The sequence below is a fragment of the Streptomyces noursei genome (assembly GCF_016917755.1).
Lineage (GTDB): Bacteria > Actinomycetota > Actinomycetes > Streptomycetales > Streptomycetaceae > Streptomyces > Streptomyces yunnanensis.
In genome coordinates this window covers 9,106,722-9,128,524 of the sequence record NZ_CP070326.1, presented here as the reverse complement: position 1 = coordinate 9,128,524, position 21,803 = coordinate 9,106,722, and the positions used below count along the sequence as shown (strand labels likewise).

General features: G+C 72.9%; 18 protein-coding genes. 14 read left to right on the top strand and 4 right to left on the bottom strand.

All coding sequences use genetic code 11. The features are described 5' to 3' along the window. Positions 1–82 precede the first annotated feature (82 nt). Complete coding sequence (locus JNO44_RS39730) at positions 83–1,435, top strand: hypothetical protein (RefSeq protein WP_205368829.1); 1,353 nt, start codon at positions 83–85, stop codon at positions 1,433–1,435. A gap of 37 nt (positions 1,436–1,472) precedes the next feature. On the opposite strand, the gene JNO44_RS39725 is transcribed toward JNO44_RS39730, so the two are convergent. After that, positions 1,473–2,003 (bottom strand): cell wall hydrolase, encoded by a 531-nt coding sequence (locus JNO44_RS39725; protein WP_205368828.1) that lies wholly within the window; start codon positions 2,001–2,003, stop codon positions 1,473–1,475. 188 nt (positions 2,004–2,191) lie between these two features. Here JNO44_RS39725 and JNO44_RS39720 point away from each other — a divergent pair, with 188 nt between their 5' ends. From JNO44_RS39720 to JNO44_RS39690, 7 genes are all read left to right on the top strand, one after another. Continuing rightward, positions 2,192–3,421 (top strand): S1 family peptidase, encoded by a 1,230-nt coding sequence (locus JNO44_RS39720; RefSeq protein WP_205368827.1) that lies wholly within the window; start codon positions 2,192–2,194, stop codon positions 3,419–3,421. Positions 3,422–3,558: 137 nt separating this feature from the next. Beyond that, positions 3,559–5,154, top strand: a complete 1,596-nt coding sequence (locus JNO44_RS39715; RefSeq protein WP_205368826.1) for an ABC transporter substrate-binding protein — start codon at positions 3,559–3,561, stop codon at positions 5,152–5,154. Between the two features lie 38 nt (positions 5,155–5,192). Beyond that, entirely contained in the window at positions 5,193–6,149 is a 957-nt protein-coding gene (locus JNO44_RS39710) for an ABC transporter permease (RefSeq protein ID WP_420882773.1), read from the top strand. Further along, complete coding sequence (locus JNO44_RS39705; protein WP_205368825.1) at positions 6,142–7,011, top strand: ABC transporter permease; 870 nt, start codon at positions 6,142–6,144, stop codon at positions 7,009–7,011. The genes JNO44_RS39710 and JNO44_RS39705 overlap by 8 nt, the downstream gene beginning before the upstream one ends. Beyond that, entirely contained in the window at positions 7,008–8,090 is a 1,083-nt protein-coding gene (locus JNO44_RS39700; RefSeq protein WP_420882724.1) for an ABC transporter ATP-binding protein, read from the top strand. Before JNO44_RS39705 ends, JNO44_RS39700 begins: the two co-directional genes overlap by 4 nt. Continuing rightward, complete coding sequence (locus JNO44_RS39695) at positions 8,074–8,754, top strand: ABC transporter ATP-binding protein (protein WP_205368824.1); 681 nt, start codon at positions 8,074–8,076, stop codon at positions 8,752–8,754. The genes JNO44_RS39700 and JNO44_RS39695 overlap by 17 nt, the downstream gene beginning before the upstream one ends. A 63-nt stretch (positions 8,755–8,817) precedes the next feature. Beyond that, positions 8,818–9,279 (top strand): acyl-CoA thioesterase, encoded by a 462-nt coding sequence (locus tag JNO44_RS39690; protein ID WP_205368823.1) that lies wholly within the window; start codon positions 8,818–8,820, stop codon positions 9,277–9,279. A gap of 204 nt (positions 9,280–9,483) precedes the next feature. Here the strand turns inward: JNO44_RS39690 and JNO44_RS39685 are convergent, their stop codons facing one another. After that, positions 9,484–10,281 carry a DeoR/GlpR family DNA-binding transcription regulator gene (locus tag JNO44_RS39685; protein WP_039630630.1) on the bottom strand — a complete coding sequence of 266 codons (798 nt, stop codon included), beginning with the start codon at positions 10,279–10,281 and terminating at the stop codon, positions 9,484–9,486. Between the two features lie 290 nt (positions 10,282–10,571). Here JNO44_RS39685 and JNO44_RS39680 point away from each other — a divergent pair, with 290 nt between their 5' ends. The 5 genes from JNO44_RS39680 to JNO44_RS39660 are packed head-to-tail and all read left to right on the top strand — an operon-like array spanning position 10,572 to position 16,693. Continuing rightward, positions 10,572–11,879, top strand: a complete 1,308-nt coding sequence (locus JNO44_RS39680; RefSeq protein WP_205368822.1) for an MFS transporter — start codon at positions 10,572–10,574, stop codon at positions 11,877–11,879. Between the two features lie 13 nt (positions 11,880–11,892). Next, positions 11,893–13,476 carry an FGGY-family carbohydrate kinase gene (locus JNO44_RS39675; RefSeq protein WP_205368821.1) on the top strand — a complete coding sequence of 528 codons (1,584 nt, stop codon included), beginning with the start codon at positions 11,893–11,895 and terminating at the stop codon, positions 13,474–13,476. Then, positions 13,469–14,998 carry an FGGY-family carbohydrate kinase gene (locus JNO44_RS39670; protein WP_205368820.1) on the top strand — a complete coding sequence of 510 codons (1,530 nt, stop codon included), beginning with the start codon at positions 13,469–13,471 and terminating at the stop codon, positions 14,996–14,998. Before JNO44_RS39675 ends, JNO44_RS39670 begins: the two co-directional genes overlap by 8 nt. Next, positions 14,995–15,621: a histidine phosphatase family protein gene (locus JNO44_RS39665; RefSeq protein ID WP_039630625.1), complete on the top strand. Its 627-nt coding sequence runs from the start codon at positions 14,995–14,997 to the stop codon at positions 15,619–15,621. The genes JNO44_RS39670 and JNO44_RS39665 overlap by 4 nt, the downstream gene beginning before the upstream one ends. Positions 15,622–15,667: 46 nt before the next feature. Further along, positions 15,668–16,693: a 2-hydroxyacid dehydrogenase gene (locus JNO44_RS39660; protein WP_205368819.1), complete on the top strand. Its 1,026-nt coding sequence runs from the start codon at positions 15,668–15,670 to the stop codon at positions 16,691–16,693. Positions 16,694–16,762: 69 nt separating this feature from the next. Here the strand turns inward: JNO44_RS39660 and lysX are convergent, their stop codons facing one another. Next, entirely contained in the window at positions 16,763–20,077 is a 3,315-nt protein-coding gene (gene lysX, locus JNO44_RS39655; protein ID WP_205368818.1) for a bifunctional lysylphosphatidylglycerol synthetase/lysine--tRNA ligase LysX, read from the bottom strand. A 160-nt stretch (positions 20,078–20,237) separates the two neighbouring features. Next, positions 20,238–21,059 (bottom strand): Ig-like domain-containing protein, encoded by an 822-nt coding sequence (locus JNO44_RS39650; protein ID WP_205368817.1) that lies wholly within the window; start codon positions 21,057–21,059, stop codon positions 20,238–20,240. Between the two features lie 339 nt (positions 21,060–21,398). Between JNO44_RS39650 and JNO44_RS39645 the strand changes: the two genes are divergently transcribed. Beyond that, positions 21,399–21,593, top strand: coding sequence for a hypothetical protein (locus JNO44_RS39645; protein WP_073448852.1), 195 nt, complete (start codon positions 21,399–21,401; stop codon positions 21,591–21,593). Positions 21,594–21,803 lie beyond the last annotated feature (210 nt).

The following is a 21,803-nucleotide window of genomic DNA, read 5'->3' as shown; positions in this document are numbered from 1 at the left end:
CCCGCCGCACCCCGACGGTGAGTAAAAAATCCGTAAACCGGCGAGGGTGTCTTGAAAGTGCCGTTCAGGTAGCGTCGGAGCCATGAAGACCGCAACCCGCCGTGTGCTGATCGGACCGGTGCTCCTGCTGCTGGCGGCCCTCCTCGCGATGGTCACCGTGGCCGCGCCCGGCGCGCATGCCGCGGGTGGGCTGGACGAGGCGGCCGCCGCCCTGCGGAAGGGGCCGGTCTACGTCGACCCCCGGGCCACAGGCCAGTTTTCGGCCAGCGAGGCGGACGCCCTCGCCAAGAAGATCAAGGACTCCGGCAAGCCGGTCTTCGTCGCCGTCCTGCCCCGGACCTCCGACTACCAGCCGTCCACCCTGCTCCGGGACCTGCGGACCAAGGTCGGCATCAGCGGGGTCTACGCCGTCGAGTTCGGCGACGGCTTCAACGCCGGCGCCGACCCCCGGGTGATGTCGCGCACCGCGGTCCAGAATCTCGTCGGCGCCGTCAAGCGCTCGCAGTACCCGACCGTCTCCGCGCGCCTCAACAGCTTCGTCGACACCGCGGCCACCGAGGCCCACGGCCACGCCCCGGCCTCCTGGGGCGGCACCGGCAGCGGCGGGATCGACACCGGCACCGTGGTCGGCCTCGGCGCGCTGATCGTCATCGGGGGCGGCGGCGCGTACGCCATCGCCCGCCGCAACCGCCGCAAGCGGGCCGAGGAGGAGCGCGCCGCCCTCGAAGACCTGCGGATCGTGGTCGACGAGGACATCACCGCCTTCGGCGAGGAATTGGACCGACTGGACTTCAACCCCGCCGAGCCCGGCGCCGACGACGCGATGCGCGCCGACTACTCCCGCGCCCTGGACGCCTACGAGGACGCCAAGTCGGCGATGGCCGCGGCCGAGCACCCCGGCGACGTCCAGGCGGTGACCAAGGAACTGGAGGAGGGCCGCTTCGCGCTCGCCGCGCTCGCCGCGCGCCGTGAGGGCCGGCCGCTGCCCGAGCGCCGGCTGCCCTGCTTCTTCGACCCCCGGCACGGTCCCTCGGTCACCGACGCGACCTGGGCCCCGCCCGGTGGCGCCGAGCGCACCGTCCCGGTCTGCGCCGCCGACAAGAGCCGCCTGGACGACGGCCGGGAGCCGCTGGCCCGCACGGTCCGCACCCCACAGGGCGACCGCCCGTACTGGGACGCGGGTCCCGCCTACGCCCCCTGGGCCGGCGGCTACTTCGGCGGCGGGCTGCTCCCCGGCCTGCTCATCGGCACCACCCTCGGCCACCTCATGATGACCGGCCCCGCCTACGGCGCCGACCTCGGCGGCCACCAGGGGGCGGAGGGCGGCGAGGTCACCGGCGCCGACTTCGACCCCGGCGACTTCGGCGGCGGCTTCGGCGGCGGTGGGGACTTCGGGGGTGGCGGCGACGGCGGCTTCGGCGGCGGCGACTTCTGACCGGCCCGGTTCCGACCGGTCCGGCCGGTCCGGTCCGCTACCCCTCCCGGAAGCCGTCCGGCACCACCCGCTTCGCGCCCAGGAAGCGGGCGTACCGCGCCCGGGCCGCGAAGTCGGCGTAGCCCCACACCGCCGGTCGGCCCACCTCCCGGCACAGGTGCAGCACCTGATCCGGTCCCACGTGGACGCCGACGTGCGCACCGTATCCCTCCGGCCGCCCGGCGAGCGGACCGGCGTCGAAGAGCACCAGGTCCAGCGGCCCCGGCGGAGCGGCCCGCCGGGTCGCCGCGCGGTCCGCCCACAGCTCGGCCGAGCGCAGCGGCGGCACCCGCAGTCCGAAGTGGGCCAGCACGGCATAGGCGTAGCGCTGGCAGTTGGCGCCGCCGGCGAGGTCCGGGGGTGCTGCCGTACCCGCCGCAGGTCCGGCCGGGTGTGACGGGCATTCAGGTGTCCCGGCTCCCGGATGGCGGGCGGCCGAGTAGGCGACGTTGCGCAGCGCCCCGGGCAGCGCGTCGAACGCAACGGGGCCGCGGACGTTGGGGACTTGGGGACCGGCGGCGGAGCTCATCGGTCCATGATGCCGTCGCTCTCCCCGTGCCGGCCGGCGCGGCGTCGAGGAGGCTCGTTGCGGCACTGTCGTCACCCTCTCGCCCGCCCTCGCGGCGGACGGCGGGGCGTGGCGGCGGGGCCCGGGGCTGATCCCAGCACCCGCCCAAGTCCGGGCCGACGTGTACTCGACACCACGAGGAGACCCCGATGCAACGGCGCATTCCCAAGGCCGCCCTGTGGGGCGCGGCCGCGACCGCCCTGGTGGCGGCCGTCACCCCGAACGGCCCGGCGCGGGCCCTGCCGCAGTCCGACCCCAGCCCGCAGCCCGCGCAACGCAGCATGCTCGACGCGATGCGCCGGGACCTCGGGCTGTCCCCGTCCCAGGCCCGGACCCGGCTCGCGCAGGAGGCCGAGGCGCAGCACACCGCCCTCGCGGTGCGCCGGGCGCTGGCCGCGTCGCCCGCCGGGATGTGGTTCGACAAGGCACTCGGCCGGCTCGTCGTCGCCGTGACCGGACCCGCCGACGCCCAACGGGTGCGGTCCCTGGGGGCGGTGCCCAAGAGCGTCCGGCACAGCCGGGCGACGCTCCAGGGCGTGGTGCGGCAGATCGCCGACCGGGCCGGCCGGGGCATCCCGGGCGTCACCGGCTGGGGCATCGACGAGCGCGCCAACGGGGTGGTGGTGCGGGTCGACCGCGCGACGCGCACCACCCGCACCGCCGGCTTCGAGAGCACCGCGCGGCAGATCGCCGTCCGCTCGCGGGTCCCGGTCACCGTCGAGCGCAGCGACCAGGCGCCGCGCCAGCAGAGCGGCGGCACGGTCATCGGCGGCGACCGCTGGATGCCGGGCACCGACGGCATCTGCTCCATCGGTTTCTCGGTGACCGGACCTCACCACTTCCAGGGCTTCGTGACCGCCGGTCACTGCACGCTGAAGGCCAACCAGCCCGCGTACGGCAAGGACGGCAGCCGCATCGGCACCTCCAACCACGGCGGGAAGCACAGCGTCAACGGCTACGCGGGCGACTTCGGCCTGGTGACGGTGGACCAGCCGGGCTGGAAGGTGAGCCCCGAGGTGCGGGGGCAGGGCGGCAGCCCGGTCACCGTCACCGGCTCCCAGGAGGGCATCGTCGGGATGTCGATCTGCCACTCCGGCCAGACCAGCGGCTGGCACTGCGGCGAGATCACCCGCACCGACCAGACCGTGGACTACGGCAGCACCGTCATCTCCGGGCTGTCCTTCACCAACGCCTGCTCGGCGGCCGGGGATTCGGGCGGTTCCTACGTCAGCCAGCCCGGTGCCCCGAGGGCGGTGGGCGTGCACTCCGGCGGCGGCGCCGCGACCTGCGACGTCGGCGGGGACACCGTCACCATCTTCCAGCCGATCGACGGGCCGCTGCGCAAGTGGGACCTGAAGCTGGTGACCGGCACCCCGTGACCTCCGGCCCGTGTGCGCTTAGCGCACCAGGGCCACCTCGGACCGGTTCATGACCACACCTTTACGTACTGTTTAATGGCAACCGCACAAATGCGAGCGGTTCGCAACAACAGTCGATCTTCAAGAGGGGTGTGGGCATGACGTCCCGGTCCATACGGCGAGTGGCCGCCACGGCGCTGGCGGCCACGATGGCGCTCACCGCGGCGGCCTGCGCCGCCCCGAACGAGGGCCGGGGCAGCACCAAGCCCACCGACACCGCCGTCGTCGGCATCGCCTACGAACCCGAGACGCTCAGCCCGCTCCTTGGCTACGGCAAGGACGGCAACTCCAAGATCTTCGACGGGCTGCTCACCCACGACGCCGAGATGCGCCTCAAGCCCGCACTGGCCGCCGCGCTCCCCGACGTCACCGACGGCGGCAGGACCTACACCTTCACCCTCCGCCCGGGCGTGAAGTTCAGCGACGGCACGCCCTTCACCGCCGACGACGTGGTCTTCACCTACGCCACCATCCTCGACGAGAAGACCAACAACGCCTCCAAGGCCGAGCTGGACGCCCTCGACACCGTGGAGAAGAAGGACGACCGGACCGTCGTCTTCCACCTGAAGTACCCCTACGCGCCGTTCGCCGAGCGCACCGTCCTGCCCATCGCCCCCCGACACCTCGCCGGCAAGCAGGACGTCAACACCGGCCCCTTCACCACCCACCCGGTCGGCACCGGCCCCTACGTCCTCACCACGTGGTCCAAGGGCGAGAAGCTCACCTTCACCGCCAACCCCCACTACTGGGGCGGCGCGCCGAAGGTCAAGCACCTCACCATGGCGATCATCAAGGACGACGACATCCGCGCCACCCGGCTGCGCTCCGGCGACCTCGACGGCGCCATCCTGCCGCCCGAACTCGCCGCCACCTTCAAGTCCGACACCGGCCGCCGCACCCTCGCCGCCAAGACCTTCGACTACCGCAACGTCACCCTGCCCAGCGCCAACCCGGTCACCGGCGACCGCGCCGTGCGCCGGGCACTGGACCTCGCCGTCGACCGCCAGGCCATGGTCAAGGGCATCCTCAGCGGCGCCGGCAAGCCCGCCTACGGACCAGTGCCCACCGACAGCCCCTGGTTCGCCAAGGGCACCGAGCGCCCGCACGACCTGGGCAAGGCCCAGCAGATCCTCGACGAGGCCGGCTGGAAGAAGGGCCCCGACGGCGTCCGCGCCAAGGACGGACAACGCGCCTCCTTCACCCTCTGGTACCTCTCCGGCGACAAGCTCCGCCAGGAGCACGCACTCGCCTTCGCCTCCGACGCCAAGAAGGCCGGCATCGAGGCCAAGGTCGAGTCCGGCACCTGGGAGGCCATCGAGCCCAATATGAAGCAGGACGCCGTCCTCGCCGGCGGCGGCAGCCCCGCCGACCCCGATTTCGACCAGTACCTGCTGCTGCACTCCTCGCTCGCCGGCGACGGCTTCAACAACATGTCCCGGTACGCCAACAAGACCGTCGACGACCAACTCGTCGCCGCCCGCCGCACCGACGACCACCGGACCCGCAAGACCGCCTACGACACCATCCAGCGCCAACTGGCCGAGGACCCCGCCTACATCTTCCTCACCCACGTCGACCACCTCTACGTCGTCGACGACCGCTGGAAGGACCTCACCACCCAGGTCGAACCGCACGACCACGGACTGGCCTCCGGCCCCTGGTGGAACGCAGAGGACTGGCAGCCCGCGAAGTGACCGCCCTGTCCACGCTGCCCTGGGGGCCGATGGCGCGGATGACGGCACGGCGGGCCCTGACCGCCGTGCCGGTCCTGCTCGCCGTCACCCTCGGGGTGTTCGCGATCGCCGCCGCCTCGCCCTTCGACCCGGTGCGCGCCTACGCCGGCACCGCCGGACTCACCGCCTCCCAGGAGAACCTCGACCAGCTCCGGCACAACCTCGGCGTCGACCGGCCCCTGCTGACCCGCTGGTGGGACTGGCTCACCAGCGCCCTCACCGGCGACCTCGGCGACTCCGCGAGCCTGCGCGCCCCGGTCTGCCAGGTCATCGGCGAACGCCTCGGCTGGTCGGTACTGCTGTGCGCACTGGCCTTCGCCCTCGCCGTGACCCTCGGCACCCTCCTCGGCGTGCTGGCCGCCAGGCGCCGCGGCGGCGCCCTCGACCGCGCCGTCACCTCCACCGCCTACGTCCTGGAAGCCGCCCCGCCGTACTGGCTCGGACTGCTCGCCGTCTGGCTGGGCGCCCTCAAACTCGGGATGCTGCCGGCCGGCGGCCTCACCGACACCGGCACCGACCTCGTCACCGCCGGCCAGATCGCCCGCCACCTCGCCCTGCCGGCACTGGTGCTCGCCGCCTCCCAACTGCCGTGGTTCGTCCTCTACGTCCGTCAGGGCGTCGGCGACGCGCTGACGGAGGACCCCGTGCGCGGCGCCCGGGCCCGCGGCCTGCGGGAACGCACCGTACTGCTCCACCACGCGCTGCGCTCCGGTCTGCTGCCCGTCCTGACCCTGATCGGCTCCCGGGTACCCGAACTCATCACCGGCGCCCTGCTGGTGGAGACCGTCTTCAGCTGGCCGGGCATCGCCGCCGCCACCGTCCAGGCCGCCACCAGCGTGGACTTCCCGCTGCTGGCCGCGCTCACGGTGCTGGCCACCGCCGCCGTCCTCGCCGGCAACCTGCTGTCCGACCTGCTCTACGGGCTGGCCGACCCGAGGGTGGGATTCGATGGCTAGCACCACCACCGGCGCGCGCGGCCGGCGCGGCGGCGCTCCGCGACGCGCCCTCCGACTCCGCGCCGGCGCCGCGATCCTGGCCGTCGTCGTCCTCGCCGTCGTCCTCGTCCCCCTGCTGTTCCCCCTGGACCGGCAGGCCGTGGACCTGGCCGCCAAACTCCAACCACCGTCCGCCGCCCACCCGTTCGGCACCGACGAGGTCGGCCGCGATCTGCTGCTCCGCTGCGTCTACGGACTGCGCGTCTCGCTGCTGGTCGGAGTGGTCGCAGCCCTGGTCGCCACGGTCCTCGGCACCGCCGTCGGCGCCCTCGCCGGGGCACTCGGCGGCTGGGCCGACCGCACCGTGATGCGCCTGGTCGACCTCTTCTCCTCCGTGCCGCACCTGCTGCTCGGCATCTTCATCGTCGCCATGTTCCGGCCCGGCGTCTGGCCGGTGATCATCTCGGTGGCGCTGACACACTGGCTGTCCACCGCCCGGATCGTCCGCGCCGAAGTGCTCTCGCTGCGCTCCCGGCCCTACCTCGACGCCGCGCTCACCGGCGGCGCCTCCCGCTGGCGGGTGACCCTCCGCCACCTCCTGCCGGGCGTCCTGCCGCAGGCCGGACTCGCCGCCGTCCTGATGGTCCCGCACGCCATCTGGCACGAGTCCGCGCTGTCCTTCCTCGGCCTGGGGCTGCCCGCCCACGAGGCGAGCCTGGGCATCATGGCCAACGCCGCCCGCAGCTCCCTGCTGGCCGGCGACTGGTGGCCCACCCTCTTCCCCGGACTGTTCATCATCGTCCCCACCCTCGCCGTCGCGGGCCTGGCCGGCGCCTGGCGGGAGCGGCTCAACCCGCGCCGCCGATCGGAGCTGACGCTGTGACCGCCCACCGGACCCCCGACCCGCGCCCGGCCCCGAACCCCGCCCCGACCACCGGCACGCCCCCCGAGGGGACCGACGAGGAGCCCGGAGCCGCCACCGCCCCGCCCCGCCTCGCCGTGCGCGGACTGACCGTCCGCTTCCGGATGCCCGGCGGCCGGTCCGTCGCCGCGGTCACCGACGCCGACTTCGACCTGGCGCCCGGCGAGTGCCTGGTCCTCGTCGGCGAGAGCGGCTGCGGCAAGTCCGTCCTGGCCTCCGCACTGCTCGGCCTGCTGCCCGGCAACGCCGAGGCCACCGGCACCGCACTGCTGACCGACGCCCACGGCGCTACCGAACTGCTCGCCGCCCCCGAGACCGAACTGGCCCGGTCGGTACGCGGCCGACGGATCGGACTGATCCCGCAGAGCCCCGCCGCCCACCTCACCCCCGTCCGCACCGTGCGCTCCCAACTGGAGGAAACCGTACGGGAGTTGACCGGGGTGCGGCGCGGCGCAGGGCTGCGGGCGGCCGCGGAGCGCGCCGCCGCACGCGCCGCCTTCCCGGCCGGCCACCTCGACCGCCACCCGCACCAGCTCTCCGGCGGCCTCGCCCAGCGCGCCGCCACCGCCCTCGCCCTGGCCGGCGACGCCCCCCTGCTCCTCGCCGACGAACCCACCACCGGCCTCGACCGCGACCTGGTGGACCGCACCGTCGACGAACTCCGCCGACACGCCGAGGCCGGCCGCGCACTGCTGATGATCACCCACGACCTGGCGGCGGCCGAACGGATCGCGGACCGGGTCGCCGTGATGTACGCCGGACGGATCGTCGAACTCGCCGACGCCCGGCGGTTCTTCGGCACCCCGGGACCCCGCCACCCCTACGCCCGCGGCCTGCTGGACGCGCTGCCCGGCCGGGCCTTCACCCCCATCCCCGGCATGCCGCCCGAACTCGGCGACCTGCCGGCCGGCTGCGCCTTCGCCGCCCGCTGCGACCGCGCCACCATGACCTGCGCGACGCTCCCCGCGCCACGCGACGGCGTCGCCTGCCACCACCCGGTGCCGCCGGAGAGGGAGCCCGACCGTGCTCGAACTGCGTGACATCACCGCCGGATACGACCGCGGCGCCCCCGTCGTCCGCGGCGTGTCGCTGACCCTCGCCCCCGGCGAAGCGGTCGGCCTGCTCGGCCCCAGCGGCTGCGGCAAATCCACCCTGGCCCGGGTCGCCGCCCTGCTGCACCGGCCGGACGCCGGCACCGTCGTCCTGGACGGCACCCCCGCCCGGGGCTGGCGCCACCGCGCCCCGCGCGAGCAGCGCACCGCCTTCGGCGTCCTCTTCCAACAGCCCCGGCTCTCCGCCGACCCCCGCCTGCGGCTCGCCGACGCGATCGCCGAGCCGCTGCGCGCCACCGGCCGCAAGGACCAGATCCCCACCCGCCTCCGGGAGTTGGCGCCGCTCGTCGGCCTCGGCGACGACCTGCTCGCCCGCCGCCCGCACGAGGTCAGCGACGGCCAGTTGCAACGCGCCTGCCTGGCCCGCGCCCTGGTGCTCCGCCCCCGCTGGCTGATCTGCGACGAGATGACCGCGATGCTGGACGCCTCCACCACCGCCGCGCTCGTCGCCGTCGTCGAGTCCTACCGCCGGGAGAGCGGCGCCGGCGTCCTCGCCGTCGGCCACGACCGCACGCTGCTGGAGCGCTGGTGCGACCGCACCGTCGGCTGGGCGGAGCTGGGCGCCGCCACCGGAATGCCGGACGTGGCCTGAACGTTGCCCCTACGATGGTCCGGCGCGTGACGGACGGGACAGACGGGAAAGTCAGGAGCGATCGTGACCGAAGTGGCGCATGTGGCGACAGAGGGCGGCGCGGACGAGCCCTTCACCGTGCCGATCACCGTCCGCGGCTACGAGACCGACACCCAGGGCCACCTCAACCAGAGCGTCTACCTCCAGTACGCCGAGCACGCCCGCTGGTCCGTCCTCCAGGCCGGCGGCATCCCGCAGACCGCGCTGCTGGCCCGCGGCATCGGCCCGGTCACCCTCGAAACCACCATCCGCTACCTGCGGGAACTCCGCGCCGGCGACGAGGTCGCGGTCAGCTGCCGGTTCGTCTGGGGCGAGCGGAAGACCTTCGTGATCGAGCAGACCGTGCGCAAGGCCGACGGCACGGTCGCCGCCGAGATCACCGCGACCTGCGGCATCCTCGACCTCACCGAACGCCGACTCCTCAAGGACCCCCGAGCCGCCCTGCGGGAACTGGCCACCGACCCCGGGGTGCTGGGGCTGGGGTAGCCCCTGGGGGACGGGCGAACAGATCCCGTAGGGGGAGCGAACGCCCCCTGTGGGGCCACAACGGGCAGGCGGGGGCGGGGTATTCCGGGCCCGGTCCGGCACCGGCCACCCCGGGGCGCGGCGGGAGCCGGCTCCCTCAGGGGACCCGAGGGCGCCCGGGAACGCCCCGCCCAGGCGGATTCCGGAGGCGGCCGACGTCGCGGCTCAGCCCTCGCCCGCCGTCCCGCGCGTCGGCACCACCGTCACCTCCGTGCCGGCCGCCCGCACCGCCCGCACCTCCTCCGCCGACAACCCGTCGTCGGTGATCAGCAGGTCGAAGTCGGCCAGCGGCGCCAGCGCGTACAACCCGTCCTTGCGGAACTTGGTGTGGTCGGCGACCAGCACCCGGCGCGCCGCGCTCTCCATCATGGCCCGCTTGACCAGCACCGTCTCCGGCGAGGTGTGATAGCAGCGGCCCTTGGCGACCGCCGTCGTCGACAGGAACAGCACATCCGCCCGATACGCCCGCACCGCGTCCGCGGTGTGCAGCCCCATGAAGGCGTCGTACGCCGGGAAGTACGCCCCGCCCAGCGTGATCAGCGAGATGCCCGGCTCCTGGGCCAGCGTGGTGATCGCCGGCAGCGAATTGGTGAGCACCGTCAGCGGGGCGTGCTCGGGCGTCTGGTGCGCCAGCATCAGACACGTGGTGCTGTCGTCCAGCAGCACCGTCTGCCCGGGCACCAACAGCGCCGCCGCGGCCCGCGCCAGCGACCGCTTGGTCGCCGCCATCGTCGCCATCCGCTCCGCGACCGTGCCGTGGAACTGCGCCGACGGCAGCCCCGTCGCCCCGCCCCGCACCTTCCGCAACCAGCCCTGCGCCTGCAGCGCGTCCAGGTCCCGATGCGCGGTCATCAGACTGATCCCGAACTCCGCGGCCAGCTCCGAGGTCCGCACGAAACCCCGCGCGACCACCGACTCCCGGATCCGGCGCCGCCGTTCCTCCTGGGCCTCGACCCGGTCCATCGCCCCGTTCCCTCCGCTTCGTGCCACCGTCACCCGCGTGAACGCGCCGCGTGATGTTCACACGAAGGTAACGCGGCGCGCCGGGAGCACCTGCCCGCCGCATGCGGTTCCGCCCCGACGCACCACGGCCGCGCCCCACCACGATGGGAAGATTCCGGCCACCCTTGACGCCCCTTTTGCGCGAGCGATTGCATCACCGCGTCGTCCACCGGCCCCGCGGATCCCGCCACCCCCGTCCGCCGGCCCGGACCCGCCCGCATCCGTCCCGCCGCAGAAGAAGGGGAGCTTCGATGACGAACCCTCCGCTGCCCGCGCACCGCGCGCTCCTGACCCGCCTGGGCATACCGCCCACCCTCGCCTGGGGGTACCTCGGGCTGCTCCTCTTCATGATCGGCGACGGCGTCGAGTCCGGATACCTCTCGCCGTACCTCATCGACCGCGGCATCCCGGAGTCCCGGGTCGCCCTGCTCTTCACCGTCTACGGCATCGCCGCGGGCATCGCCGCCTGGCTCTCCGGCGTCCTCTCCGACCTGTGGGGACCCCGGCGCGTGATGGGAACCGGCCTGGCCGTCTGGGCCGCCTTCCAAGTGCTCTTCCTCGCCGCCGCCCTCCCGCTCACCAGCTACCCCCTGATGCTCCTCGGCTACGGCCTGCGCGGCCTGGGCTACCCGCTCTTCGCCTACGGCTTCCTCGTCTGGATCGCCGGAGTGGCCCCCCGCGCCCGACTCGGCACCGCCATGGGCTGGTTCTGGTTCGCCTTCACCGGCGGACTGCCCACGCTCGGCTCCCTGGTCGCCAGCGGCCTGATCCCGCGCATCGGCGCCTACGCCACGCTGTGGGCCGCGCTGGCCCTCGTCGCCGCCGGCGGACTGATCGCACTGCTCCTGGTCCGCGACGAGCACGGCGCCCGCCGCCCACGGACCGCGGGGGAGGGGCCGCTGGCCACCCTCGTCGGCAGCGTCACCATCCTCTGGCGCAACCCCCGGGTCGGCGCCGGCTCCCTCGTCCGGGTCGTCAACACCGCCTCGCAGTTCGGCTTCTTCGTCATCCTGCCGGTCCACTTCACCAGGACGGTGGGCTTCACCCTCACCCAATGGCTGCACCTGCTCAGCGCCATGTTCGCCACCAACATCTTCGCCAACCTGCTGTTCGGCGCCGTCGGCGACCGCATCGGCTGGCGCCGCACCATCGCCTGGTGCGGCGGCGCCGGCTGCACCCTGAGCACCCTGCTGCTGTTCTACGTCCCCACCACCGCCGGACCGAACTTCCCGCTCGCCCTCCTGGTCGCCGCGTTCTACGGAGCTACTCTGGCGGGATACGTACCGATATCAGCGTTGATGCCCTCGCTGGAACCGCGACACAAGGGACAGGCACTGGCGGCCCTCAACCTCGGCGCCGGCGCCAGCACCTTCGTCGGACCCGCCGTCGTCGCGGCCTTCGTCGGGCCGCTCGGCGTCGAAGGGGTGGTCTGGATCTTCGCGGGGATGTACGCGGTGAGCTGCGCCCTCACCCTCCTCCTGAAACTGCCGGACGGACCGGAAGCGGCAGCCACCGGCCCGGACACCGCCGCGCCGCACCCCACCCCGGCCTCGGCGTGAAAGGACCCCGCTGATGTCCGTACTGACCATCGACGCCGGCACCACCGTCATCAAGTCCGTCGTCTTAGACGACCAGGGCAACGAGATCGCCGTCTCCCGCGTCGCCACCGAAGTCCTCCGCCCCCACCCCGGCTGGGCCGAACAGGACATGGACGCCGTCTGGCAGGCCGTCGTCCGCACCGTCCGCGACGTGCTCACCGACCTCACCGACCCCGTCTGGCTGGTCTCCTTCACCGCCCAGGGCGACGGCGCCTGGCTGATCGACGACCACGGCCGCCCCACCGGCCCCGCCATCCTGTGGTCCGACGGCCGCGCCGGCGACCTGCTCACCACCTGGCAACGCGACGGCCTCCTCGAAGCCGCCTTCCGCCGCAACGGCTCACTGACCTGCGCCGGCATGCCCAACGCGCTCTTCGCCTGGCTCGCCGCCCACGACCCCGACCGGCTCGCCCGCTCCACCACCTCACTCACCGCCGCCGGCTGGCTCTTCCTCCGCCTCACCGGCGTCCGCGCCACCGACGAATCCGACGCCTCCGCACCCTTCCTCGACCACACCACCGGCGACTACGACCCCGCCATCGTCGAACTCTTCGGCCTCACCGACCACGCCCGACTGCTCCCCACCGTCCTCGGCGAGGACCAGCGGATCGCCGAACTCACCACCGACGCCGCCGCCCAACTCGGCCTGCCCGCCGGCCTGCCCGTCGTCATGGCCCCCTACGACATCGCCGCCACCGCCCGCGGCGTCGGCGTGGTCAACCCCGGCCAGGCATGCAGCATCCTCGGCACCACCCTGTGCACCGAAATCGTCCGCACCGGCATCGACACCACCGGCGAACCCTCCGGCGTCAACATCGCCTACCGCGGCCGGGAACGCGTCCTGCGCGCCTTCCCCACCCTCAACGGCGCCGAAGTCCTTGGCTGGGCCGCCCGCCTGCTGCACCTACCGGGGCCACCCGAACTCTCCCGCCTCGCCTTCGAATCCGAACCCGGCGCCCGCGGACTGATGTTCCTGCCCTACCTCTCACCGGCCGGCGAACGCGCCCCGTTCCTCGACCCCGCCGCCCGCGGCTCCTTCTGGGGCCTGTCCCTCGACCACACCCCCGCCGACCTCGCCCGCGCCGTCTTCGACGGCCTCTCCCTCGTCCTGCGCGACTGCCTGACCGCCGCCCGCACCGACATCACCGAACTGCGCCTGTGCGGCGGCGGCGCCAACAGCGACGCCTGGTGCGCACTGATCGCCGACGCCACCGGCGTGCCCACCGCCCGCTCCGGCGACACCGAAATCGGCGCCAAGGGCGCCTTCCTCACCGGCCTGGTCCGCACCGGAGCCGAAAGCAGCATGCACCGCGCCGCCGACACGTACGTCCACATGCAGCGCAGCTGGCACCCCGACCCCGAGCGCGCCGCCTTCTACGCCGCGCTCCACGACGACTTCCTCACCTGGCGCGGCCTCGCCCGCACCGCCGGCTGGCGCACCACCGCCACCTGGCGCCCCACCCCCGCCGCACCCCGCACCACCACCCCCACCCCCCGTCGCACCGACCCCACGCACCACCCCGCCGAGAACCCCGCCCCAGGAGGCATCCGTGTCTGACCCGCACGCCCCCGGACCCACCGGCCCAGGACCCGCCCCCCACGGCGACCCCGACGCCATCTGGCTCGGCCTCGACCTCGGCACCCAGAGCGCCCGCTGCCTCGCCGTCGACGGCACCGGCACCCTCCTCGCCACCGCCGCCCGCCCGCTCACCAGCAAGCGCACCGGCAACCGCCACGAACAAGACCCCCACCAGTGGTGGACCGCGCTCGCCGATGCCTGCCGCGAGGCCCTCGCCGGCCTCGACACCCACCGGATCCGCGGACTGGCCATCGACGGCACCTCCGGCACCCTCCTCCTCACCGACACCCACGGCACCCCCCGCACCCCCGCCCTCATGTACGACGACGGCCGCGCCACCGACCAGGCCGAAGCCGTCAACACCGCCGGCGCACCGACCTGGCAGGACCTCGGCTACCGCAGCATGCCGCCCTCCTGGGCCCTGCCCAAACTCCGCTGGCTCCTCGACCACGACCCCGCCCTCGCCACCGGCACCCGCCTCCTCCACCAGGTCGACCTCATCACCTGGAAACTCGCCGGCCGCCAACTCCCCAGCGACACCAGCCACGCCCTCAAAACCGGCTACCACCTCATCGACGAACGCTGGCCCCACGAGGTCATGGACACCCTCGGCATCCCCACCGACCTCCTGCCCGACGTCGTCCGCCCCGGCACCGTCCTCGGCACCGTCGGCCCCGAAGCCGCCGACGCCACCGGCATCCCCACCGGAACCACCATCGTCGCCGGCATGACCGACGGCTGCGCCGCCCAGATCGGCGCCGGCGCCCTCACCCCCGGCGCCTGGAACGCCGTCCTCGGCACCACCCTCGTCCTCAAAGGCAGCAGCGACCACCTCATCCGCGACCCCGCCGGCGTCGTCTACTGCCACCGCGGACCCGACGACACCTGGCTGCCCGGCGGCGCCTCCAGCAGCGGCGCCGGCGTCATCTCCCAGTACTTCCACGGCGAGAACCTCGACGTCCTCACCGACCAGGCCGCCGCCCTCGACCCCGACGCCGTCGCCTACCCCCTCGTCTCCACCGGCGGCGAACGCTTCCCCTTCCGCGCCCCCGAAGCCGAACCCTTCATCCTCGGCGACGTCCCCACCCGCGCCACCGAGTTCCACGCCTACCTCCTCGGCGTCGCCTGCCTCGAACGCCTCTGCTTCGACTACCTCGACCACCTCGGCGCCCCCACCGACGGCCCCCTCACCTTCACCGGCGGCGGCGCCCGCAACACCTACTGGTGCCGCCTGCGCGCCGAAGTCCTCGGCCGCACCGTCCACCTCCCCGAACACGCCGAAGGCGCCCTCGGCATGGCCGTCCTCGCCGCCACCTCGTCCGGCGCCACCCTCACCGAGGCCGCCGCCGCCATGGTCCGCCCCGGCACCGAGATCCGCCCCGCCCCCGACCGCACCACCCGCCACCTCCCCACCTACCACCGCTTCGTCACCGAACTCACCCACCGCGGCTGGCTCGACCCCGCAGTAGCCGACCACGCCCTCAGGAGGGCCGCCAAGTGACCGACTTCCTCCTCGTCCGCCACGGCGAGACCGTCTGGCACGCGGAGAACCGCTACGCCGGCCGCTCCGACGTCCCGCTCACCGACCGCGGCCGCGAACAGGCCCAGACCCTCGCCCACTGGGCCGCCACCGCCGACCTCACCGCCATCTGGACCTCCCCCCTCTCCCGCGCCCGCCTCACCGCCGCCCCCGCCGCCGACGCCTGCGGCCTCACCCCCCACATCGACGAACGGCTCTACGAACTCGACTTCGGCCAAGGCGAGGGCCTGACCCGCGACGACATGCGGCACCGCTTCCCCCGCAGCCTGGCCGCCTTCCTCGCCGACCCCGCCGAGCACCACCTACCCGGCGGCGAACACCCCCGCCACGCCGCGGAACGCGCCGCAGCCTGCCTCGCCGAACTCGCCCACGACCAGCCGCACGGCCGCATCCTGATCGTCGCCCACTCCACCCTCATCCGCGTCCTGCTCTGCCACCTCCTCGGCATCCCCCTCGCCGAATACCGCCGCACCTTCCCCCAACTCCACAACGGCGCACTCACCGAAATCCGCATCACCGGCGGTCACACCGCCCTCCTCCGCCTCAACGCCCCCGCCCTCACCGCCGCCCCCGCCCTGCCCTGACCAGCCACCACCACCCACCCACCGCACCCCAGGAGAAACACCCCCCATGACCACCACCGTCCTCGCCGCCGGCAACCACTTCATCCGCCCCGGCCTCTTCAGCGCGGCCGTACGCAAGGCCGCCGGGGACACCCCACTGGAGATACGCGAGATCCAGTTCGGCTGGCCGCACACCCCCTTCGGCCCCGTCGCCGAGGTCCACGAGGCATCCGGCACCGAGGACGACATGATCGAAGCACTCCGCGGCATCGAGATCTGCGTCACCGAACACGGCCCGCTCACCGAACGCATCCTCGCCAACTGCCCCGACCTCAAGCTCTTCTGCACCAGCCGCGGCGGCCCGGTCAACGCCAACCTCGAAGCCGCCACCCGCCACGGCGTCGCCGTCTGCAACGCCCCCGGCCGCAACGCCACCGCCACCGCCGAACACACCCTCACCCTGCTGCTGGCCGCCGCCCGCGGCGTCGGCGACACCCACACCGACCTGCGCCACGGCATCTGGCGCGGCGACTACTACGACTACGACAACTGCGGCATCGAGATCGACGGCACCACCATCGGCCTGATCGGCTTCGGCGCCATCGGCAGCCGCGTCGCCAAGGTCCTGCACGCCATGGGCGCCCACGTCCTCGTCCACGACCCCTACGTCCGCCCCCAGGCACTCGCCGGCCTCGCCGAGCAGGCCACCCTCGACGAACTCCTCACCCGCTCCCGCATCGTCTCCCTGCACGCCCGGGTCACCCCCGAGACCACCGGCATGATCGGCCGCGCCCAGATCGCCGCGATGCCCCGCGGCTCGGTCCTCGTCAACTGCGCCCGCGGCGCGCTCCTCGACTACGACGCGGTCTGCGACGCCCTGGAGACCGGACACCTCGCCGGCGCCGGCTTCGACGTCTTCCCCGAAGAACCCGTCCCGGCCGGCTCCCGCCTGCTCACCGCCCCCGGCGTCGTCCTCACCCCGCACATCGCCGGCGGCAGCCAGCAGGTCGCCCACAAGGCCGCGCACATCGTCGCCGCCGAGGTCGGCCGCTACCTCCGCGGCGAACCGCTCCACCACCAGGCCAACGCCTAGGACCATACGAAAGCGCCGGCCGGGCTGGAAGAAGATCCAGCCCGGCCGGCGCTCGGGAACCCCGCGCGATCAGCGCTTCCGCACCAGCGGGAACGGCAACGTCTCGCGGATCGACAGACCGGTCAGGAACATCACCAACCGGTCCACACCGATACCCAGACCACCGGTCGGCGGCATCGCGTACTCCAGAGCCTGGAGGAAGTCCTCGTCCAGCTCCATCGCCTCCGGGTCACCACCGGCCGCCAACAGCGACTGCGCGGTCAACCGCCGCCGCTGCTCGACCGGGTCGGTCAGCTCCGAGTAGGCGGTGCCCAGCTCGGTGCCGAACGCCACCAGGTCCCAGCGCTCCGCGACCCGCGGATCGACCCGGTGCTGACGGGTCAACGGCGAGACATCGGTCGGGAAGTCCTTGTAGAAGGTCGGCAGCGTGGTCTTCTCCTCGACCAGCCGCTCGTACATCTCCAACACGACGTCGCCCCGGCCCATCTCCGGCTTGACCGGCACCGACGCCGCCTGGCACAGCCGCCGCAGCACATCCGGATCGGTGTCCGCGTCGACCTCCTCGCCCAGCGCCTCGGAAATCGCCCCGTACACCGTCTTCACCGGCCAGATGCCCGAGATGTCGTGCTCGACCAGCCGCCCGTTCTTGTCCGCCTTCCGCGCGGTCGCGGTGCCGAACGCGGCGATCGCCGCACCCTGGATCAACTCCCGGGTCAGGTTCAGCATCACGTCGTAGTCGGCGAACGCCTGGTACGCCTCCAACATCGTGAACTCGGGGTTGTGCTTGTACGAGATGCCCTCGTTGCGGAACGTCCGCCCCATCTCGAAGACCTTCTCCATACCGCCCACGCAGAGCCGCTTGAGATACAGCTCCGGCGCGATCCGCAGATACAGGTCCAGGTCGTAGGCGTTGATGTGGGTGTGGAACGGACGCGCGTTCGCACCACCGTGGATCTGCTGCAGCATCGGCGTCTCGACCTCCAGGTAACCCCGGTCGATCAGCCCCTGCCGCAGCGCCTGCACCGCCGTGCTGCGCGCCCGCACCGTCTCCCGCGCACCCGGCGACACCACCAGGTCCACGTACCGCTGACGGACCCGGGCCTCCGGGTCGGACAGCCCACGCCGCTTGTCCGGCAGCGGACGCAGACACTTGGCGGTCAACCGCCACTGCGTCACGAACACCGTCAGCTCACCGCGGTCACTGGTACCGACCTCGCCCTCGGCCTCCACATGGTCACCGAGGTCCACATCCGCACCGAAGCGCTCCAGCAGGTCCTCGCCCGAGTCCCGGGTCACCGCGATCTGCAGATCGCCCGACCAGTCCCGCAGCACCGCGAACAGCACACCACCGTGGTCACGGGTCAGCAGCACCCGCCCGGCCACCGTCACGGTCTTGCCGGTACGCGTCCCGGCCGCCAGCTCCCGGTGCTCCTCACGGACCTGGCCCAGCGTGTGCGTCCGCTGCACGCCCACCGGATACGGGTCGGTCCCCGCCTCCCGCAGCCGCTCCAGCTTCCGGTGCCGCACCCGCACCTGCTCCGGCAGCGCGGCCAGCTCCCGCTCCCGCTGCTCCTCCGCGGTGGCCGGCTCGGCCTGCACCAGGCCCAGCTCGTCCAGCGACGGCAGACCCGCGGTACTCGCCGGAGCCAGCACCCGCGTCTTGTGCCCCTTGCCCCACAGCTTGCCCAGGCTCGGCACCGCCACGAAGCCCTCGGCGATACCCGACGCCATACCGATCCGCGCCAGCGCACCGGCGTCCGCGTAGCACAGGAACCGCGGGTACCACTCCGGCAGGTACTTCGAGTTCGAGCGGTACAGCGCCTCCAGCTGCCACCAGCGGGAGAAGAACAACAGCAGCCGGCGCCAGAACTTCAGCACCGGACCGGCACCGATCCGGGCACCCTCCTCGAAGGCGGACCGGAACACCGCGAAGTTCAGCGAGATCCGCCGCACCCCGATCGACCCGGCCTGCGCGCACAGCTGCGCGACCATGAACTCCATCACGCCGTTCGGCGCACTGCGGTCCCGTCGCATCACGTCCAGCGAGATGCCGTCCTTGCCCCACGGCACGAACGACAGCAGCGCGATCATGTTGCCGTCCGCGTCGAACGCCTCGGCCAGCAGGCAGTCGCCGTCCTGCTCGTCACCGAGCCGGTCCAGCGCCATCGAGAAGCCACGCTCGGTCTCGGTGTCCCGCCACGCGTCCGCGCGGTGGATGACCTCCTGCATCTCGGTGTCCGTCAACTCCGCGTGGCGCCGGACCCGGAACGTCGCCCCGGCCCGCTCCACACGGTTGACGGCCTGACGCGTGACCCGCATGTCCCGGCCGTCCAGATCGAACTGCGCCACATGCAGGATCGCCTCGTCACCGAGCTGCAACGCACCCAGCCCGGCCCGCGCGAACGCCTTCGCGCCGTCCTCGCTCGCGCCCATCACGGCCGGCTGCCAGCCGTACCGACCGGCGACGTCCAGCCACGCGTCGATCGCCGGACCCCACGCCTCCCGGTCACCGACCGGGTCACCACTGGCCAGACAGACGCCGGCCTCGACACGGTAGGTGACCGCCGCCTTGCCGCTCGGCGAGAAGACCACGGCCTTGTCGCGACGGGTCGCGAAGTAGCCGAGCGAGTCCTGACTGCCGTACTTCGACAGCAGCGCCCGGATCCGGTCCTCCTCGTCGCCGTGCAGCGCCGCTTCCATCCGCTGCGATCGGAACAGCGCGGCGGCGGCGTTGAGCAGCGCCAGCGCGCCCAGCAGCCCGAGCAGGGTGCCGATCCAGTGCGGCGGGTACCCCTCGACGATCCGGCCGCCGACCAGCCCACCGCACACCCGGTTGGCCGCCCACAGCAGACGGTTGCCACCGCCGCTCTCCAGCGAACCGGGCGCCAACGACACCAGGCCCCAGCCGATCAGCACCGCGACCACGAGCCCGCCGGCGAGCACCAGCGCGGCCCGCAGGAACGCGCCGCGCCGAGTGATCGCGTAGAACTCACGGTGCGAGACGAGCAGCAGCACCAGCGCCCCGGCGCACAGCACCAGGGAGAAGCTGAACTCCCAGTACCCGGCCGCCAGGAACAGCGCGTCGGCGAGGACGTTCAGCACCATGTACGCGACGACGAACCACAGGGCCACCCGTTTCCGCGCGGTCATCGCCGCGGCCAGGAGGAAGAGGAACGCGGCGTAGGCGAAGTTCGGCGTCACCGGGATGGTGAGCGTGTCCAGCCAGTAGATCGTCGAATGGAGGGTGCGCCGAAGGGGCCCGATCAGCGCCGTCAGGGCACAGAAAAGCCCCAGCAAGCTGAAGAGGATGGCGAAGCCATTGGGGACGCGGCGCCGGAAGCGCCGCCACCCCGTGAGTTGATCCTGGTCCTGCACGGTGCTCATTCCGTCACATTAGGCTCTGAAAAGGGGTCGACAGCCCGACACGAGGCGCTCGCTCCGCCTCCGGTCCACTGCCACTGCGACCGGCCGACCATCCAGTCTCCGGTCCCGCCCCTCGGTTGTCTGTCCCTCGCAGGGAGGGTTCGGTGACCGCCACAAGGGGTCACCCACCTGGACCTTGCCATAAAGCCGGCGTAGGTCCGAGTCCGGGTGTGATGTACGCGTCAGAATCGAGGTCCGACCGGACGGGCGCACTGCGCCCCACGGTGAACCGCAACCCGTAATCCTTGGTGAAGAAGCGCCCGTCACCGGAGTCCACACCGTTCAGCTCGGCCCGTACGGTGACCTTGGTGCCCGGCTTCCACTCGTGCGCCGGCCGCCAGACGATCCGGTCCTTGCCGCCGTGCGTGGGCTCCCATGACCAGGCCCCCTCGCTTCGATTGTCGGTGATCACCGACAATCGCCGCTCCACCACCCCCCGGTCCCGTATGGGGAAGGCGAACGTCAGCCGGATCGGATCGTCGACGCCGACCACCCCGCCGCGCGGCCGGGGGCTGAACGACACCCGGTTCCGCTTGGCCACCTTCCCGGTGGTCAGCGACTCCTTGGCCTCGGTGGTGGCGCCATCGTCGCTCTTGGTCCGGGCGAGCACGGAGTACTTGGTTTCCGGCGCGGCCTTGGCCCGCGACGTCCACACCGTCCCGCCCTGGCTGAACCCGCCGACCAGCTGCCGGCCCCGGGGATCGGTCACCGTCACCGCGGTCAGCACCCCGCCGTCCGCACTGACCCGCAGCTGATCGCCGGCCTGCACCGTGGGGTTCCCGCTCGCCGACCCCAGCCCCACCTTCACCGGCCGCTCCTGCGACGCCGACGCCCGGGCCGCGTCGCACGCCGCGAGCGTCCCGACACCGAGCACCGGCATCAGCGCCAAGGCGATACACAACGACCGAGACGGCCGGAACGGCCGGGCGGGGCTCAGGCTCATGGGCGGACTTTCCGTCGGTGGTGTGGAGGCGGCGGCGATGTCGGCCGCTAAGACGGTCAATCGCAACACTCCGTTGCGGGGGGTGAAGTGATCCATGCCACTTCTTTACCGGTGGCTGAAACTCCCCTCGAACGTGTCGCTCGCGTGGAGAAGTCGAGGCCCCGAGCGGCGACCCGGCCGGCGCGCTCCCGCCCCGCCGCCGCCCCTCATGCTCCCCTCGTGACCCGCAGTGATCACCTGTTTGGAGCACCCTGCCGCGAACCGGACATACCCTGAAATGCGCCAAACTGGCCACCGCTTGCCGCCCGTTCGGGCGGTGGTCGAGGAGGTGTTGTGTCCATGGCTGTCTCCATCTCGGTGATCCTCTTGCTGGTCATCCTGGTCGTGATCTTTCTGCGCAGCGGAAAGCTGAAGATCTCGCACGCCATCGTGTGTGGACTGCTCGGCTTCTACCTGGCGGGCAGCAGCCTCGCCCCCGACATCCACCACGGTCTCGCCGGCGCCGCCGAGGTCGTCAGCAGCGTCCGCCCGTGACTCCGCGACCCTGCCGCACCCCTCACCTCACCCTGGGTAGGCAATCCCAAACCCTGGGTAGACAACACGGGAATGAATAACTCTCCGTAATCGTTGCCGAACAAGGAAGAGGCACAGGCACCCGGCCCGGCCCCCGAACCCCACCAACACCCCCCAAGGCCGACCCGCACACCCCAAGCACGACACCGACGCCGCCCAAGGCCGACGCCG

Excerpts from the sequence above, each read along its gene's own strand:
- JNO44_RS39730 (WP_205368829.1), top strand. The coding sequence starts at position 83 with ATGAAGACCGCAACCCGCCGTGTGCTGATCGGACCGGTGCTCCTGCTG.
- JNO44_RS39725 (WP_205368828.1), bottom strand. The coding sequence starts at position 2,003 with ATGAGCTCCGCCGCCGGTCCCCAAGTCCCCAACGTCCGCGGCCCCGTT.
- JNO44_RS39720 (WP_205368827.1), top strand. The coding sequence starts at position 2,192 with ATGCAACGGCGCATTCCCAAGGCCGCCCTGTGGGGCGCGGCCGCGACC.
- JNO44_RS39715 (WP_205368826.1), top strand. The coding sequence starts at position 3,559 with ATGACGTCCCGGTCCATACGGCGAGTGGCCGCCACGGCGCTGGCGGCC.
- JNO44_RS39710 (WP_420882773.1), top strand. The coding sequence starts at position 5,193 with ATGACGGCACGGCGGGCCCTGACCGCCGTGCCGGTCCTGCTCGCCGTC.
- JNO44_RS39705 (WP_205368825.1), top strand. The coding sequence starts at position 6,142 with ATGGCTAGCACCACCACCGGCGCGCGCGGCCGGCGCGGCGGCGCTCCG.
- JNO44_RS39685 (WP_039630630.1), bottom strand. The coding sequence starts at position 10,281 with ATGGACCGGGTCGAGGCCCAGGAGGAACGGCGGCGCCGGATCCGGGAG.
- JNO44_RS39680 (WP_205368822.1), top strand. The coding sequence starts at position 10,572 with ATGACGAACCCTCCGCTGCCCGCGCACCGCGCGCTCCTGACCCGCCTG.
- JNO44_RS39675 (WP_205368821.1), top strand. The coding sequence starts at position 11,893 with ATGTCCGTACTGACCATCGACGCCGGCACCACCGTCATCAAGTCCGTC.
- JNO44_RS39660 (WP_205368819.1), top strand. The coding sequence starts at position 15,668 with ATGACCACCACCGTCCTCGCCGCCGGCAACCACTTCATCCGCCCCGGC.
- lysX (WP_205368818.1), bottom strand. The coding sequence starts at position 20,077 with ATGAGCACCGTGCAGGACCAGGATCAACTCACGGGGTGGCGGCGCTTC.
- JNO44_RS39650 (WP_205368817.1), bottom strand. The coding sequence starts at position 21,059 with ATGAGCCTGAGCCCCGCCCGGCCGTTCCGGCCGTCTCGGTCGTTGTGT.
- JNO44_RS39645 (WP_073448852.1), top strand. The coding sequence starts at position 21,399 with ATGGCTGTCTCCATCTCGGTGATCCTCTTGCTGGTCATCCTGGTCGTG.